This window comes from Streptomyces cylindrosporus, assembly GCF_022698165.1.
In the GTDB taxonomy this organism is placed as follows: Bacteria; Actinomycetota; Actinomycetes; order Streptomycetales; family Streptomycetaceae; genus Streptomyces; species Streptomyces cylindrosporus.
In genome coordinates this window covers 359,337-374,903 of sequence record NZ_JALDAY010000008.1, presented here as the reverse complement: position 1 = coordinate 374,903, position 15,567 = coordinate 359,337, and the positions used below count along the sequence as shown (strand labels likewise).

The 15,567-nt window shown below is 70.4% G+C and carries 12 protein-coding genes; 4 read left to right on the top strand and 8 right to left on the bottom strand.

The annotated features are described in order from the left end of the window. Positions 1–2: 2 nt before the first annotated feature. The 4 genes from MQP27_RS27400 to aspS form a co-directional block, all read right to left on the bottom strand. Positions 3–1,352, bottom strand: coding sequence for a pectate lyase family protein (locus MQP27_RS27400; RefSeq protein WP_242768576.1), 1,350 nt, complete (start codon positions 1,350–1,352; stop codon positions 3–5). 98 nt (positions 1,353–1,450) lie between these two features. Beyond that, positions 1,451–1,927 carry a hypothetical protein gene (locus MQP27_RS27395; RefSeq protein ID WP_242768575.1) on the bottom strand — a complete coding sequence of 159 codons (477 nt, stop codon included), beginning with the start codon at positions 1,925–1,927 and terminating at the stop codon, positions 1,451–1,453. Positions 1,928–2,087: 160 nt separating this feature from the next. After that, entirely contained in the window at positions 2,088–2,951 is an 864-nt protein-coding gene (locus MQP27_RS27390) for an intradiol ring-cleavage dioxygenase (protein WP_242768574.1), read from the bottom strand. Positions 2,952–3,073: 122 nt separating this feature from the next. After that, positions 3,074–4,837, bottom strand: a complete 1,764-nt coding sequence (gene aspS / locus MQP27_RS27385) for an aspartate--tRNA ligase (RefSeq protein WP_242768573.1) — start codon at positions 4,835–4,837, stop codon at positions 3,074–3,076. Positions 4,838–4,982: 145 nt separating this feature from the next. Between aspS and MQP27_RS27380 the strand changes: the two genes are divergently transcribed. Further along, the gene (locus MQP27_RS27380) at positions 4,983–7,133 is read left to right on the top strand and encodes an ATP-binding SpoIIE family protein phosphatase (protein ID WP_242768569.1); all 2,151 of its coding nucleotides are present in this window, start codon (positions 4,983–4,985) and stop codon (positions 7,131–7,133) included. On the opposite strand, the gene MQP27_RS27375 is transcribed toward MQP27_RS27380, so the two are convergent. The 3 genes from MQP27_RS27375 to MQP27_RS27365 all read right to left on the bottom strand — a co-directional run bounded on the left by MQP27_RS27375 (position 7,085) and on the right by MQP27_RS27365 (position 9,985). Continuing rightward, positions 7,085–8,149 (bottom strand): AI-2E family transporter, encoded by a 1,065-nt coding sequence (locus MQP27_RS27375; RefSeq protein WP_242768567.1) that lies wholly within the window; start codon positions 8,147–8,149, stop codon positions 7,085–7,087. The two genes, MQP27_RS27380 and MQP27_RS27375, sit on opposite strands and share 49 nt — an antisense overlap. Before the next feature lie 155 nt (positions 8,150–8,304). Further along, entirely contained in the window at positions 8,305–9,276 is a 972-nt protein-coding gene (locus tag MQP27_RS27370; protein ID WP_242768566.1) for a pirin family protein, read from the bottom strand. 241 nt (positions 9,277–9,517) lie between these two features. Further along, entirely contained in the window at positions 9,518–9,985 is a 468-nt protein-coding gene (locus MQP27_RS27365; RefSeq protein WP_058924228.1) for an SseB family protein, read from the bottom strand. A gap of 137 nt (positions 9,986–10,122) precedes the next feature. Here MQP27_RS27365 and MQP27_RS27360 point away from each other — a divergent pair, with 137 nt between their 5' ends. From MQP27_RS27360 to MQP27_RS27350, 3 genes are all read left to right on the top strand, one after another. Continuing rightward, the gene (locus MQP27_RS27360) at positions 10,123–11,949 is read left to right on the top strand and encodes an acyl-CoA dehydrogenase (RefSeq protein ID WP_242768565.1); all 1,827 of its coding nucleotides are present in this window, start codon (positions 10,123–10,125) and stop codon (positions 11,947–11,949) included. Between the two features lie 98 nt (positions 11,950–12,047). Further along, complete coding sequence (locus tag MQP27_RS27355) at positions 12,048–13,364, top strand: M18 family aminopeptidase (protein WP_242768564.1); 1,317 nt, start codon at positions 12,048–12,050, stop codon at positions 13,362–13,364. Positions 13,365–13,442: 78 nt separating this feature from the next. Further along, positions 13,443–13,703: a DUF6458 family protein gene (locus MQP27_RS27350; protein WP_242768563.1), complete on the top strand. Its 261-nt coding sequence runs from the start codon at positions 13,443–13,445 to the stop codon at positions 13,701–13,703. On the opposite strand, the gene MQP27_RS27345 is transcribed toward MQP27_RS27350, so the two are convergent. After that, positions 13,691–15,517 carry a thioredoxin-like domain-containing protein gene (locus MQP27_RS27345; protein WP_242768561.1) on the bottom strand — a complete coding sequence of 609 codons (1,827 nt, stop codon included), beginning with the start codon at positions 15,515–15,517 and terminating at the stop codon, positions 13,691–13,693. The two genes, MQP27_RS27350 and MQP27_RS27345, sit on opposite strands and share 13 nt — an antisense overlap. Positions 15,518–15,567: the final 50 nt, after the last annotated feature.

The window sequence follows — 15,567 nt, the reverse complement described above, 5'->3', positions numbered from 1 at the left end:
CCTTACGACAGGACGCCCGCGCCGGCCGTCTTCGCGAGCGTCGTCGGCAGGTTCTTGGCGCTCGACTCCAGGCCCGCGGTCAGGGTCGGCGTCCAGTTCACGGTCGTCTTGATCTTCTTGGAGTTCGCGGCGTTGTAGGCGGCGACCAGGTCGGTCGCGGTGCCGTTGACGAGGTTGCCGCTGCCCGCGACCGAGCCGGTGCCGTCGCCGCTGAGCAGCTTGGAGACCTTGATGGAGCTGGGCACGGTCCAGTAGTTGTTCTGGGCCACGACCTGGGCCTTGGCGCGCGAGTTGATGCTGTACTGCAGGGTGTAGCCGTTCAGGGGCGTTACGTCGTAGACGTTGTTGTAGATGTGCACCTGGCCGACGCGGGTCAGCGGGGCGCGCTGGACGATGCCCTTCCAGATGTTGTGGTGCAGGGTGACGCGCAGCTTGCCGCCGGGCTCGCTGTCGCTGCTGCCGATCAGCATCGTCTTGTCGTGGCTGGTGAACTGGTTCTGCTCGACGGTCACCAGGTCCGAGCTCTTGGTGATGTCCAGTTCGCCGTCGTGGACCTGGTACTCACGGCCGTAGTACTTCGGGTTGGTGCTGTCGAAGTGCCCGGCGTCGGTGAACGTGTTGTGGTCCGCCCAGACGTGGGTGGCGCCGCGCAGGGTGACCGAGTCGTACTCGGAGTTCCAGTTGCCCTCGTCGCCGTCGGTCGGGTCCCACTGCGGGAAGCAGTCCTCGGTGTCCGAGAAGGTCAGGTTGCGGACGATGACGTTGTCGACCTTCTGGATCTGCAGCATGCCGCCGGTGATGCCGGCCTTGGTGCCGGGGACGCCGACGATCGTGGTGTTGGCGGGCACCTTGAAGGTGACGTTCTTCGCCTGCTTGGCCTGCGCGGCGGCGCGGGCCGTCTCCTGGGTGCCGGAGGGCAGCTTGGAGCGGCCGTAGGTGGCGGGGTCGAAGGCCTTGAGGTACGACGAGAGCGAGTAGCCCGTACCCGCAGCGTAGTCCGCGCAGGTCAGCTTCTTGCCGGAGTCGTCGGTGTTGGCGTCGATCGTGCCCTTGACCTTGATGATCCGCGGGGTGGTGTCCGACACCGAGCCGAGGGCCTTCACCAGCTGGGCCCGGGTCGAGACGGTGAAGGTGTGCGCGGAGTCGGCCTTCGCGCCGCCGGTCGTGCCGGTGCCGGAGGAGGCCCAGCCGTCCTTGGCGGCGAGCGTCTGGTGGTACAGGTCGACGGTCGTCGTCCCGGCGTTCGCGTTCATCACGATCACACCGGCACCGACGGCGGCGGCCACGGCGGCGGCGGAGACGACGGCGGTGCGCCGCTTGCGGAGGGACCGGCGGTGGGAGGCAGAGGCCACGGAGAAGTCCTTGTGTACGGAGGGAGCTTTCGACCGGTCAGTTGCCGCCGTCCGCGGACGGGTTGCCGCCGACAACACCAAGTACTGGTAAAGCCCGCTCACTTGTACGAGGGCAGGGGCCCGCGCGCCAAAGGCTCTTGAAATGCCTGCCTCACCTTTGGGCGATCGGGGGTGGGAGCAGGGACAGGGACAGAGGCAGAGACAGGGGCCGCATCCGGGTCCGGCGTCAGGCCCAGCGCCTCGCGGGCCGCGTGGACGTGCCGGAGGCCCTCCTGGGCGACCGCGCTGACGCGGTCGTACTCCGCCGCCGTGCGCGCCTCGGCCAGCAGGGTGCGGGCGGCGCGGTGGCACTCGGCGGCCCGGGTCAGGGCGCCGCCGGCCGCCTCGCCGCCGGTCGCCCATGCCGCGGCGCCCGGCGGGATCAGGCTGCCGCCGAGCCGGACCAGCCAGCGGTTGGCCTCGGCCTCGGCGTCCAGCCGGTGCGTGCCGCGGTCCGACTGCGACCGGCGCAGCGCGAGGACCGCGCCGACCGAGCCGACGATCAGCAGCGCGGAGAGCGCGATCGCGTATCCCATGGCTTCCTCCTTGCCCGCCGGCCCGGAAGGGGCCCGCACCTGCGATGTCACCTCCTATGAGACGACAGGCTTCTGTGCTCCTCCCTCGGCGTTCCTGTGCGCCTCCGGTGAGCTTTCCAAGCCGGGCCCGGCGGGCTGGGCCATGGGTGGGAAGGGACGGTCAGCCGTCGTTGGTCTCGTCCGGCGCGACGCCGAGCGTCAGGTGCGCGTGGACGCCCCGGGCGATGTGCCGGTGGTCGTACTCGAGGTAGAGCAGACCGCCCGCGTGCCCGTTGCCGGGGTAGATCGTGTCCTCGTCGAGGGTGGTGCGGGTGGTCGTGTTGCTCGCGTACGGCTCGACGGCCGCGGACGCCAGCACCGACTTCTCGTCGAAGAACAGCTGGCCGGTGTGGCAGGTGTGCCCGCCCTCGTAACCGGCGTCCGTCCAGGTGCCGTCCACGTGCACCTTGACATGGATGTGGACGCAGCGGCCCTGGTACCAGCCCGGGAAGACGGTACGGAAGCCGACGTACCCGTGCCGGTCCGTGCGCCAGGTGCCGCGCAGGTAGCGCTCGTCGTCGGTGGGCTCCTGGTGACCACCGCCACCGCCGGGGGGCGGGCTGCCCGTCGGGGTGCCGGTGGGGGTGCCCGACGGGGGCGGTCCGGTCGGGCCGCCGCCTCCGCCGCCACTGCCCATCTCCTCGTACCCGGAGTAGACGCCGGTCGCGTTGCAGTGCCAGATGTCCACGGCCGCGTTCCGCACCGGCCGGCACGTCTCCGCGTCGATCACCTTGAGCCGGAGGTGGAGCGGAATGCCCTCCTGGTCCTCGGTGACGTCCTGCCGGATCTTGTCGGCGTCGATGTAGTACGGCCCCTCGACCAGCTCGGAGGTGAGCGTGTAGCAGGCGTTCTCCTGCTCCGAGGCCTGAGCGCCGGCCACGAAGGCCCCGCCCACACCCACCGCGGTCACGACCACACCACCGGCCGCGAGAACCGTACGGCGGGCCAACTCCCGTCTTTCTTCAGGTGTCTGAGTGTCTGTCATGGCCAGCGACCGTAGGCGCGGACGGCCCGGCCGGAACATGGGAAAGACCTGTGAATGACGGCCGGCAGGCGAAAGGGCTCGAAACCGACGCCGGTTTCGAGCCCTTCCCGACAGCCCGCCGCTTACTTCGGCTGCGGCTTGCGCACCGACAGGTGCAGTTCCTTCAGCCGGGCCTCCTCCAGCTCCGTCGGCGCGCCCATCATCAGGTCCTGGGCGTTGCCGTTGAGCGGGAAGGCGATGGTCTCGCGGATGTTGGGCTCGTCGGCGAGGAGCATGACGATGCGGTCGACGCCGGGGGCGATGCCGCCGTGCGGCGGGGCGCCGAAGCGGAAGGCGCGCAGCATGCCCGCGAACTTGTCCTCGACGGTCTCGCGGTCGTAGCCCGCGATCTCGAAGGCCTTGAGCATGATGTCCGGCTCGTGGTTCCGGATCGCGCCGGAGGACAGCTCGACGCCGTTGCAGACGATGTCGTACTGCCAGCCGAGAATGTCCAGCGGGTCCTGGGTCTCCAGGGCCTCCAGACCGCCCTGCGGCATGGAGAAGGGGTTGTGCGAGAAGTCGATCGCGCCGGTCTCCTCGTCCTTCTCGTACATCGGGAAGTCGACGATCCAGCAGAAGCGGAAGACGCCCTCCTCGAAGTGCCCGGCACGCTTGGCGGCCTCGACCCGCACCGCGCCCATGATCTTCGAGACCTCGTCGAACTCGCCCGCGCCGAAGAACACCGCGTGCCCGGCGGCCAGCGACAGGCGCTTGGTCAGCTCGGCGACGTTCTCCTCGGTGAGGAACTTGGCGATCGGGCCGGACAGCGAACCGTCCTCGGCCACCCGCACCCAGGCCAGGCCCTTCGCGCCCTGCGAGACCGCGAAGTCCCCGAGCTGGTCGAAGAACTTGCGCGGCTGGTCCTGCACCGCCGGCACCGGCAGCGCCCGCACGTGCTTGCCGGCGAAGGCCTTGAACTCCGAGCCCTCGAAGACGTCGGTGATGTCGACGAGCTCCAGCTGGGCCCGCAGGTCCGGCTTGTCGGAGCCGTACTTCAGCATCGCCTCGCGGAAGGGGATGCGGGGGAAGGGCGAGGTGACGTGGCGGCCGCCGCCGAACTCCTCGAAGAGCTCCGTCATGAGCTGCTCGATCGGGCGGAACACGTCCTCCTGCTCGACGAAGCTCATCTCGACGTCGAGCTGGTAGAACTCGCCCGGCGAGCGGTCCGCGCGCGCGTCCTCGTCACGGAAGCAGGGCGCGATCTGGAAGTAGCGGTCGAAGCCGGAGATCATCAGCAGCTGCTTGAACTGCTGCGGCGCCTGGGGGAGGGCGTAGAACTTGCCCGGGTTCAGCCGGGAGGGCACGACGAAGTCGCGGGCGCCCTCGGGGGAGGTCGCGGACAGGATCGGCGTCGCCATCTCGTTGAAGCCGAGGGCGACCATCTTGGAGCGGATCGCGGCGATCACCGCCGAGCGCAGCATGATGTTCCTGTGCATGCGCTCGCGGCGCAGGTCCAGGAAGCGGTACTCAAGGCGCCGCTCCTCGTTGACCCCGTCCTCGGTGTTGATCGTGAACGGCAGCGGGGCGGCGGCGCCGAGCAGCTCGACCTCGCTCACCTCGACCTCGATCTCGCCGGTGGGCAGGTCCGGGTTCACGTTCTCGGCTCCACGTGAGACCACCCGGCCGTCGACCCGGACGGTCGACTCCTTGGTGACCTTGTCCAGCGCCTCGTAGGCCTCGGTGCCGGGGCGGGCGACGAGCTGCGTGATGCCGTAGTGGTCGCGCAGATCGATGAAGAGGATGCCGCCCAGGTCGCGCCGATTGTGCAGCCAGCCACTCAGCCGGACGTCGGTGCCGACGTCAGAGGAGCGGAGCTCGCCGCAGGTGTGGGACCTGTACCGATGCATCGTCGTTCATCCAGTCTTCGCGGATCGGGGGCGTGTTTCACGTGAAACTCCGACCAAGCCTACCGGGGACCCCAAGATCACCTCCCCACCAATTCAGGGGGCTGATCGGTGGCACTCTTCGATCAGCTCTTCATAAAGTGGGGCAATGCGCACTGGCGAGCCTCTGCCGCCCGTGGGGGACGTCCTGGAGGCCCTCGCGACCGGCCTGTGGCACTGGGACACCGCCACCGAGCTGGTCACGGTCGATGCCGAGGCCGCACGGCTGCTCGGCCTGCCCTCCGTCGGCACCACCCTCACCGAGGCCCAGACCAGGGCCCGGCTGCACCCGGTCGACTGGAACGAGATCACCGGCGTGGTGGGCCTCGCCGTCGCCGAGGGCACCCTCGCCGAGGTGCGGATCCGGATCATGGACGAGCACGGCCGGGTGATCCGCGTCGTCCGCTCCCGCTCCAAGCCGTCGTACGACCGTGTAAAGCGCTCCTTCCGGCTGATCGGCACCCTGCAGGAGGTCACCGAGCCGACCCCGGGCACCCCGGCCGGCCGCAGCGCCGTCACCGGGGACTGGCGGCGCTCCCGGGAGGCGTTCCTGCTGGACGCGGGCCGGGCGCTGGCCGAGGCGCGCTCCACGCAGGAGGTGCTGCGGGTCGCGTCGGGTCTGTCGATGCCGGGGTTCACCCCGGACGGGCTCGCGGTGTTCGGCGTGGAGGGCGACCGGGTGACGATCACCGGTCTGCACGGCTACCAGCCCGGGGACGGCGACCCCTTCTCCGCGATGCCCCTGGATATGGACTATCCGGCCGCCGAGGTCATACGCACCGGCCGTGCCGTCTACCTCTCCTCCCCCGGCGCCTACAAGGCCCGTTACCCGGTCATGTGGCAGCTGGTCGAACCCTTCGGCCGCGAGTCCTGGGCGTTCCTGCCGCTGACGGTCGCGGGCCGCACGATGGGCGCCTGGATGGCGTCCTTCGCCTATCCGGTCGCCTTCACCCCGGACGAGCGCTCGGTCCTGACCACGGTCGCCCGTATGCTCGCCCAGGCCCTCTCCCGGGCCGGCGCCGCCGAGACCGAGCGCGCCCTGACCGACGGCCTCCAGCGCTCCATGCTGCCGACGCTCGGCCCGCAGATCCCGGGCATGAGCGTCGCCGCCCGTTACGTCCCCACCGGCGGCGGCCTCCAGGTCGGCGGCGACTGGTACGACATGATCCCGCTCCCCAGCGGCCGTATAGCCCTGGCCATCGGTGACGTCCAAGGCCATGACGTGCGGGCCGCCGGTCTCATGGGCCAGCTGCGGATCGCCCTGCGCGCCTACGCCTCCGAGGGTCACCGTCCCGACGCGGTCCTCTCCCGCGCCTCCCGCTTCCTGCACGGCATGACCGACGGCACCCTGGACGAGGACGTCTCCGACCCGCGCTTCGCGACGTGCCTGTACGTGGAGGCCGACCCCGCCACCGGCACCCTCGACATCGCGCGCGCCGGGCATCCCGACCCGGCGATCCGGATGGCGGACGGCACGGTCCTGATGCGGCCGACGGCGGGCGGTCTCCCGCTCGGCATCGACCCGGACGCCGACTACCCCACCACCCGTATCACGCTGGAGCCCGGCGAGACGCTGCTGATCTGCACCGACGGCCTGATCGAGACCGGCGGCCACGACCTGGAGAGCGGCTGGCGGCGCATCCGGACGATCCTGGAGGACCACAAGGGCGACCTGGAGGAACTCGCCGACGCCCTGGTCCAGGGCGTGCACGGCCCGTCCTCGCACCACACGACCGGGCCGCTGGCCGACCGGCGCGAGGACGACATAGCACTGCTGCTGCTGTGCAGGCCGGGGGAGGGCTGCGGCTGCGGCGACGAGCCGGCGGTGCGGCCGACGGTCCGCCGCACGATGCTCTCCGTGGCCCAGGCGGAGCCGGAGCGCATCGCCGTGGCCCGTCAGCAGCTGCGCGAGCTCCTCCACGACTGGGCGAGCCAGGACCAGGTCGACTCGGCGGTCCTGCTGCTGTCGGAGATGCTGACGAACGTCCTGGTGCACACCGACGCCGACGCCCTGCTCCAGGCCGAGGTGCGCGGCGATCCCGGCGCCCGCCGCATGCACGTCGAGGTCACCGACACCAGCGACGACCTCCCCCACAAACGCCGCCCCGGCGAACTGGCCTCCTCCGGCCGCGGCCTGGTCCTCATCGAACTCCTCGCCGAGTCCTGGGGCGTCGATCCGCGCGGCGAGGGCAAGACCATCTGGTTCGAGCTCTACGAGGACTCGGGCGCCGCGCCTGCCGACGGCTCGCCCCCGTCGTAACCGGCCCGCAGCTCGTGGACGACGCCGAAGACGGCGGCGGTGAGCGGTACGGCGAGCAGCATGCCGAGGATCCCGGCGACGGACGCGCCAGCGGTGATCGCGAGCAGCACCACGGCCGGGTGCATCTGCACGGTCCGGCTCTGGATCATCGGCTGCAGCACATGCCCTTCGAGCACCTGCACGGCGAGTACGACACCGAGCGCCCAGAGGGCGATGACGAACCCCCGGTCGGCGAGCGCGACCAGCACGGCGACGGCACCGGAGACGAAGGCGCCGAGGTAGGGGACGAAGGCTCCGACGAAGACCAGCGCGCCCAGTCCCACGGCCCCCGGCACATCCAGGACCAGCAGCCCGACGGTGATGCACACGGCGTCGATGAGCGCGATGAGCGTGGTCCCGCGCATGAACCCCTCCACCGCCTCGAACGCCCGCCGGGCCATGGCCTCGACGGTGTCGGCGGTACCGCGGGGTGCGACGGCGCGCAGGGTGTCGACGGCGCGATGCGAGTCGCGCAGGAAGAAGAAGACGAGAAGCAGCGCGAGTACGGCCATGGCGATGCTCTCGCCGACCACGCTCACCCCGCTGATGACGTTCGAGGCGGCGGTGGCGCCGAACCTGGTCAGCAGCTCCTTCGCGTTGGAGGCGAGATCGTCGAGCGAGGTGCCGGCGGCCCCGAAGCGGTCGGCGACCCCCTGCGCCGCGTCCTTCAGCGAGGCGACGATCTGGTCTCCGGTGTCGATGAGCGCGGCGACGACGATGTACACGGCCCCGCCGACGACGGCGACGACCGCGACACAGGTGAGCCCGGCCGCGACGGACCGGTTGACCTTGGCGGCGACGAGACGGCGGTGCAGCGGGCCCAGCAGCGCGGTCCCGAGAAGGGCCAGGAGTACGGGGACGACGGCGGTCCGGAACTCCGAGCAGAGCCGGACGCCGACGTAGACGACCCCGGCGAGCAGCAGGATCACCGCACACCAGGCGGCGAAGCGGCGGACGGGCTCGGGGAGGATCTGCACGCGTCCAGCGGACCACGGCCCGGCCGGGGCGGCTTCCCCGGCTCCTCCAGAAGACGGACGGGCCCGGAACGCGGAAAGGGCCCGCAGCCGCCACGCGTACGTGCGGCTCCGGGCCCTTTCTCGTCGATTCGGCCTTGCAGCCCGTCGATTCGGCCTTACAGGCCGCCCTCGGTCATTCCGTGCACCGCGGGGATGGTCCCCAGCCGGCCCTTCTGGAAGTCCTCGAACGCCTGCTGGAGTTCCTCGCGGGTGTTCATGACGAACGGGCCGTAGTGGGCCATCGGCTCGCGGATCGGCTGCCCGCCGAGGAGGACGACCTCCAGGTCCGGGGTGTTACCGTCCTGCTTCTCGTCCGCGCGGACCGTCAGGGACGAGCCCGTGCCGAAGACGGCCGTCTGGCCCATGTGGACCGGCCGCCGGTCCGTGCCCACCGTGCCCCTGCCCGCCAGGACGTACGCCAGACCGTTGAAGTCCTCCCGCCAGGGCAGGGTGACCTCGGCGCCCGGCGCGAGCGTCGCGTGGATCATCGTGATCGGGGTGTGCGTGATGCCCGGGCCCGCGTGGCCGTCCAGCTCGCCGGCGATGACACGGAGCAGCGCGCCGCCGTCGGGCGTGGTCAGGAGCTGGACGTTGCCGCCGCGGATGTCCTGGTAGCGCGGAGGCATCATCTTGTCCTTGGCCGGGAGGTTCACCCACAGCTGCAGGCCGTGGAAGAGGCCGCCGGACATGACCAGGGACTCCGGCGGCGCCTCGATGTGGAGCAGGCCCGAGCCGGCCGTCATCCACTGGGTGTCGCCGTTGGTGATGGTGCCGCCACCGCCCTGGGAGTCCTGGTGGTCGAAGATCCCGTCGATGATGTAGGTGACGGTCTCGAAGCCGCGGTGCGGGTGCCAGGGGGTGCCCTTGGGCTCGCCCGGCGCGTACTCCACCTCGCCCATCTGGTCCATCATGATGAACGGGTCGAGGTGGCGGTAGTTGATCCCGGCGAACGCACGGCGCACCGGGAAGCCCTCGCCCTCGAAACCGCTCGGTGCGGTCGTGACGGCGAGCACGGGACGCGCCACGGCATCGGCCGGCGCGGTCACGCTCGGCAGCGTCAGCGGGTTCTCGACGGTCACTGCAGGCATGTCGGTACCTCCTTGTGCGGCCAGTTTAGTTGAGCATTGAACTTTCTGCTACCCCTAACGGCACCGACGCGTGTGGCATTCCCTGCGGAACCGAGCCCGGACAGCGGAACGCCGCCGGCCATCGAGGGCCGGCGGCGGCGTGTCGGTGGAGGTCACGCGGGCACAGTAGGCGAGGTGGTTCAGCGGAAGAGGTTGTTCCGGCTCATTGAACCGGGATCCGGCCGAGCAGAAGACCGACGGGTCAGCCGTACATCCGGCGCATCGCGAACTCGACCATCTGCTCGACGGCCTTCGCGTCGAAGACCATGCGGTGCTCGCCCTCCATGTCCAGGACGAAGCCGTACCCGGTGGGCAGGAGGTCGATCACCTCGGCGCCGGTGATCACGAAGTACTTGGACTCCTTGCCCGCGTACCGGCGCAGTTCCTTGAGCGAGGTGAACATGGGGATCACCGGCTGCTGGGTGTTGTGCAGGGCCAGGAAGCCGGGGTTGTCGCCGCGCGGGCAGTAGACCTTGGAGGTGGCGAAGACCTGCTGGAAGTCCTCGGCCGACATCTGGCCCGTGGTGAAGGCGCGCACCGCGTCCGCGAGGGACGGCGGGGACGGCTCGGGGTACAGCGGCGGCTGCTGGCCGTACCCGCCCGGCATCTGCTGCTGCGGCGGGACGCCGTACTGCTGCTGGGCGCCAACATTCTGGTCGTAGCCGTACATGCCACAAAGAGTACTGACCCCGCACGAGGGGTCGGTCACAGATGGCCGGATCGGGGTTGCTTCTTATTACCGACGGGTAGCATCATCGTAGCTACTTGTTGGTACGTGAACGAATCATCTCTTACGGAGCCGTCGCCATGGGGCACTACAAGTCGAATCTCCGGGACATCGAGTTCAACCTGTTCGAGGTCCTAGGACGGGACAAGGTGTACGGCGCCGGTCCGTTCGAGGAGATGGACACCGAGACCGCCAAGAGCATCCTGGAGGAGCTGACCCGCCTCTCGGAGAACGAGCTGGCCGAATCCTTCGCGGACGCCGACCGCAACCCGCCGGTCTTCGACCCCGAGACGAACACCGCGCCGGTCCCGGCCTCCTTCAAGAAGAGCTACAAGGCCTTCATGGACTCGGAGTACTGGCGCCTCGGCCTGCCCGAGGAGATCGGCGGCACCACCTCGCCCCGCTCCCTGATCTGGGCCTTCGCCGAGCTGATCCTGGGCGCCAACCCGGCCGTCTGGATGTACTCCTCGGGCCCCGCGTTCGCCGGCATCCTCTTCGAGGAGGGCAACGAGGTCCAGAAGCACATCGCGAAGATCGCCGTGGAGCGCACCTGGGGCTCCACCATGGTGCTGACCGAGCCGGACGCCGGTTCGGACGTCGGCGCCGGGCGGACCAAGGCCGTGCAGCAGGAGGACGGCTCCTGGCACATCGAGGGCGTGAAGCGCTTCATCACCTCCGGTGAGCACGACATGGAGGAGAACATCCTCCACTACGTGCTGGCGCGGCCCGAGGGTGCCGGTCCGGGCACCAAGGGCCTGTCGCTCTTCCTCGTCCCGAAGTACCTCTTCGACTTCGAGACCGGCGAGCTGGGCGAGCGCAACGGCGTCTACGCCACCAACGTCGAGCACAAGATGGGCCTGAAGGCCTCCAACACCTGCGAGATGACCTTCGGCGACCGGCACCCCGCCAAGGGCTGGCTGATCGGCGACAAGCACGACGGCATCCGGCAGATGTTCCGGATCATCGAGTTCGCCCGGATGATGGTCGGCACGAAGGCGATCTCCACGCTGTCGACCGGCTACCTGAACGCGCTGGAGTACGCCAAGGAGCGCGTCCAGGGCCCCGACCTCGCGAACTTCATGGACAAGACCGCGCCCAAGGTCACCATCACCCACCACCCGGACGTGCGCCGCTCGCTGATGACGCAGAAGGCGTACGCCGAGGGCATGCGCGCCCTGGTGCTGTACACGGCCGCCGTCCAGGACACCATCCAGGTCAAGGAGGCGGCCGGCGAGGACGCCAAGGCCGAGCACGCGCTCAACGACCTGCTCCTGCCGATCGTGAAGGGCTACGGCTCCGAGAAGGGCTACGAGCAGCTCGCCCAGTCGCTGCAGACCTTCGGCGGCTCCGGCTTCCTGCAGGAGTACCCGATCGAGCAGTACATCCGCGACGCCAAGATCGACACCCTCTACGAGGGCACCACCGCGATCCAGGGCCAGGACTTCTTCTTCCGGAAGATCGTCCGCAACCAGGGCGCGGCCCTCAACTCCCTCGCCGAGGACATCAAGAAGTTCCTGGCGCTCGGCACGGGCGGCGAGGAGCTCGCCGGTGCGCGCGAGCACCTCGCGAAGGCCGCCGTCGAGCTGGAGGCCATCGTCGGTCTGATGCTGACCGACCTCGCGGCCACCGAGCAGGACGTCAAGAACATCTACAAGGTCGGCCTGAACACCACCCGCCTGCTGATGGCCTCCGGCGACGTCGTCGTCGGCTACCTGCTGCTCAAGGGTGCCGCGGTCGCCGCCGAGAAGCTGGAGACGGCGTCCGCGAAGGACAAGGCGTTCTACACCGGCAAGATCGCGGCGGCGAAGTTCTTCGCGGCCAACGTCCTGCCGGGCGTCACCGGTGCGCGCAAGCTCGCCGAGGGCGTCGGCCTGGACCTGATGGAGCTCGACGAGGCCGCGTTCTAGCACGGCTCGTTCTGGGTAGCCAGAATTCCCCATCGCCCTTGCGAGGGCCCGCTCCCCGTACGCGGAGTGGGCCCTCGTACGTCGTTAAGGTGAACCCCATGAGCGAACCCCCCCGCTTCGACCGCGGCCACACCGACGACCTCATGTCCTTCCTGACGGCGAGCCCCTCGCCGTACCACGCGGTGGCGAGCGCCGCCGAACGGCTGGAGAAGGCCGGGTTCCGGCAGGTCGCGGAGACGGACGCCTGGGACACGGAGACATCAGCGGCTTCCGCCGCGGGGAGCGGCGGCAAGTACGTGCTGCGCGGCGGCGCGATCGTCGCCTGGTACGTCCCCGAGGGCGCGGCGCCCCACACGCCGTTCCGGATCGTCGGCGCGCACACCGACTCCCCGAACCTGCGGGTCAAGCCGCTGCCCGACACCGGGGCGCACGGCTGGCGCCAGGTGGCCGTGGAGATCTACGGCGGACCGCTGCTGAACTCCTGGCTCGACCGCGACCTGGGGCTGGCCGGCCGGCTGACCCTGCGGGACGGCTCCACCCGCCTGGTCAACGTGGACCGCCCGCTGCTGCGCGTCCCCCAACTCGCCATCCACCTGGACCGTTCGGTGTCCGCGGAGGGCCTCAAGCTCGACAAGCAGCGCCACCTCCAGCCGATCTGGGGACTGGGCAACCAGGTGCGGGACGGCGACCTGATCGCCTTCCTGGAGGCGAACGAGGGGCTGCCGCCCGGCGAGGTCACCGGCTGGGACCTCATGACGCACTCCGTCGAACCGCCCGCCTACCTGGGCCGGGACCAGGAACTCCTCGCCGGGCCGCGCATGGACAACCTGCTCTCCGTGCACGCGGGCGTGGCCGCGCTCACCGCGGTGGCCCGGGCCGGCCTGCCGTACATCCCCGTACTCGCCGCCTTCGACCACGAGGAGAACGGCTCCCAGTCGGACACGGGCGCGGACGGACCGCTGCTCGGAAGCGTGCTGGAGCGCTCGGTGTTCGCGCGCGGAGGCTCGTACGAGGACCGGGCGAGAGCCTTCGCCGGCACCGTCTGCCTGTCCTCGGACACGGGCCACGCCGTGCACCCCAACTACGCGGAGCGCCACGACCCGACGCACCACCCGCGGGCCAACGGCGGCCCCATCCTCAAGGTCAACGTCAACAACCGCTACGCGACGGACGGTTCGGGCCGCGCGGTCTTCGCCGCCGCCTGCGAGCGGGCCGGTGTGCCCTTCCAGTCCTTCGTCTCCAACAACTCCATGCCCTGCGGCACCACGATCGGCCCGATCACCGCGGCCCGGCACGGCATCCGGACGGTCGACATCGGCGTCGCGATCCTGTCGATGCACAGCGCGCGTGAGCTGTGCGGCGCGGACGATCCGTATCTGCTGGCGAACTCGCTGGTCGCCTTCCTGGAGGGGTAGGTTCCGACACCGGGCCCGTGGGTACCCGCAGTTGACCGGAGGACCGGAAGAACCGGACCGGACAGGGAGGCGACACTCATGGGCCTCGGTGGATGCATCATCCTCATCGCCGCGGGAGCCATTCTCACGTTCGCGACCGACTGGCACATGAAGGGGGTCAACCTCGACCTGGTGGGGATCATCTTCATGATCGTCGGTCTGATCGGAGTCAGCACCTTCAGCAGCATCGCGCGCCGGCGCCGGGTGGTGGTGCCGCCCACCACGCCGGTCATCGACGAGGAGGGGACGGGGACCCACCATCACCGGCGGGACGGCTACAGCGACGGTTACGGCGTCTGATCGTCCATCCCGGCAAGGAGCAGGGGCAGGCGGTCCGTCCCCGCCGCGATGACGTGGACGGGGACGCCCCAGTCCTGCTGGTGGACATGGCAGGCCGGGTACTCGATGGCGGGGTCGTCGTCACATGACGCGGCCATCGCCGAAATGTGCAGGACCCCTTCCTCGACCTCAGGGTTGAGCTCCAGGGTGCGGGAGAGGTCCGTGTCCGCGCCCTCGCCCGCGAGCAGCAGCTCCGGCGGCGTGGAGGAGACCAGGAGACGGGTCGAAGGGCCGTAGCGCGTGTCGAGCTTCTGGCCCGTCGGCGCCTGGAAGATCACGTCCAACCGGAGCTTTCCGGGGGCCACTTCGGTGGCGGCGCGCTGGGTGCGGTGGGCGACGGACTCGACCCGTACGGCCTCCTCCGGCAGCCGCAGCCGGGTCAGGCGGTGCCGGGCCGACTCCACGACCACGATGTCCTCGCCGGCCAGGACGGCGTCGCTCGGCTCGCGCAGGTCCGTGGCGAGCGTGGTGACCTCGCCGGTCGCCGGGTCGTAGCGGCGCAGGGCGTGGTTGTAGGTGTCGCTGACGGCCACCGAGCCGTCGGGCAGGGCGGTGACGCCCAGCGGATGCTGGAGCAGGGCCTGTCCGGCGGGCCCGTCGCGGTGGCCGAAGTCGAACAGGCCGGTCCCGACCGCCGTGTGGACCGTGCCGTCGAGGTCCACCCAGCGCAGGGCGGACGTCTCGGAGTCGGCGAGCCAGAGCCGGTCGGCGGTGGCGGCGAGTCCGGAGGGCTGGGCGAACCAGGCCTCGTCGCCGGGGCCGTCGACGAGCCCCTCGTTGGTGGTGCCGGCGGTGACGCCGACGGTGCCGTCGACCGGGTCGTACGCCCACAGCTGGTGCACGCCCGCCATGGCGATCCACACCTTGCCGCCGAAGAGGGCCACGTCCCACGGGGAGGACAGGTCGACCTCGCGGGCCGGGCCCGAGGTGGGCGAGCCCTGCCACCACTGCCTGCCGGTGCCGGCCAGCGTGGTGACCTCGCCGGTCGCGAGGTCGAGGCGGCGCAGGGCGTGGTTCACGGTGTCGGCGACGACGACCGAGCGTGCGTCGAGGTGGGCGAGGCCCTGCGGCTCGTTGAAGGTGGCCGTGTCCGCCGTACCGTCCGCGAAGCCGCGCGCCCCCGACCCGATCCGGCGTACGACGGTCTCGCCGTCCGCCGCCATCTCCACCAGCTGGTGCCGGGTGGTGTCGCTGACCAGGAAGGTCCCGCCGGGCAAGACGAGCGCCTTGCCCGGGAAGCGCAGGGTGGTCGGCTGCGGCTCCGGCGCCACGTACGGGCCGTCGCCGCGGCGCAGGGTGCCCTTCGCCGTGTGCTCGGCCTCCAGCTCCGTCACCAGCCGCTCGATGGCGTGCACATGGCCCTCACCGGCGTGCTGCGCGACGACGTACCCCTCCGGGTCGATCACCACGAGCGTCGGCCACGCGCGCACCGCGTACTGCTTCCAGGTCGCGAGCTCCGGGTCGTCGAGGACCGGGTGCTCCACGCCGTACCGCTCGACCGCGTCGACCACCGCCGCGTGCTCGGCCTCGTGCACGAACTTCGGCGAGTGCACCCCGATCACGACGACGGTGTCCGGGTGCTTCTCCTCCAGCTCACGCAGCTCGTCGAGGACGTGCAGGCAGTTGATGCAGCAGAACGTCCAGAAGTCGAGCACGACTATGCGTCCCCGCAGGTCGGCGAGGGTGTACTGCTTGTCGCCCGTGTTCAGCCAGCCACCCTTGCCGACCAGCTCGGGGGCGCGGACGCGGACGCGGCGGGGAGTCGAAGCGGTCATGGATCAAGGGTGCCACCCGCCACTGACAATCGGTCCGGGGCCGCCCCCCG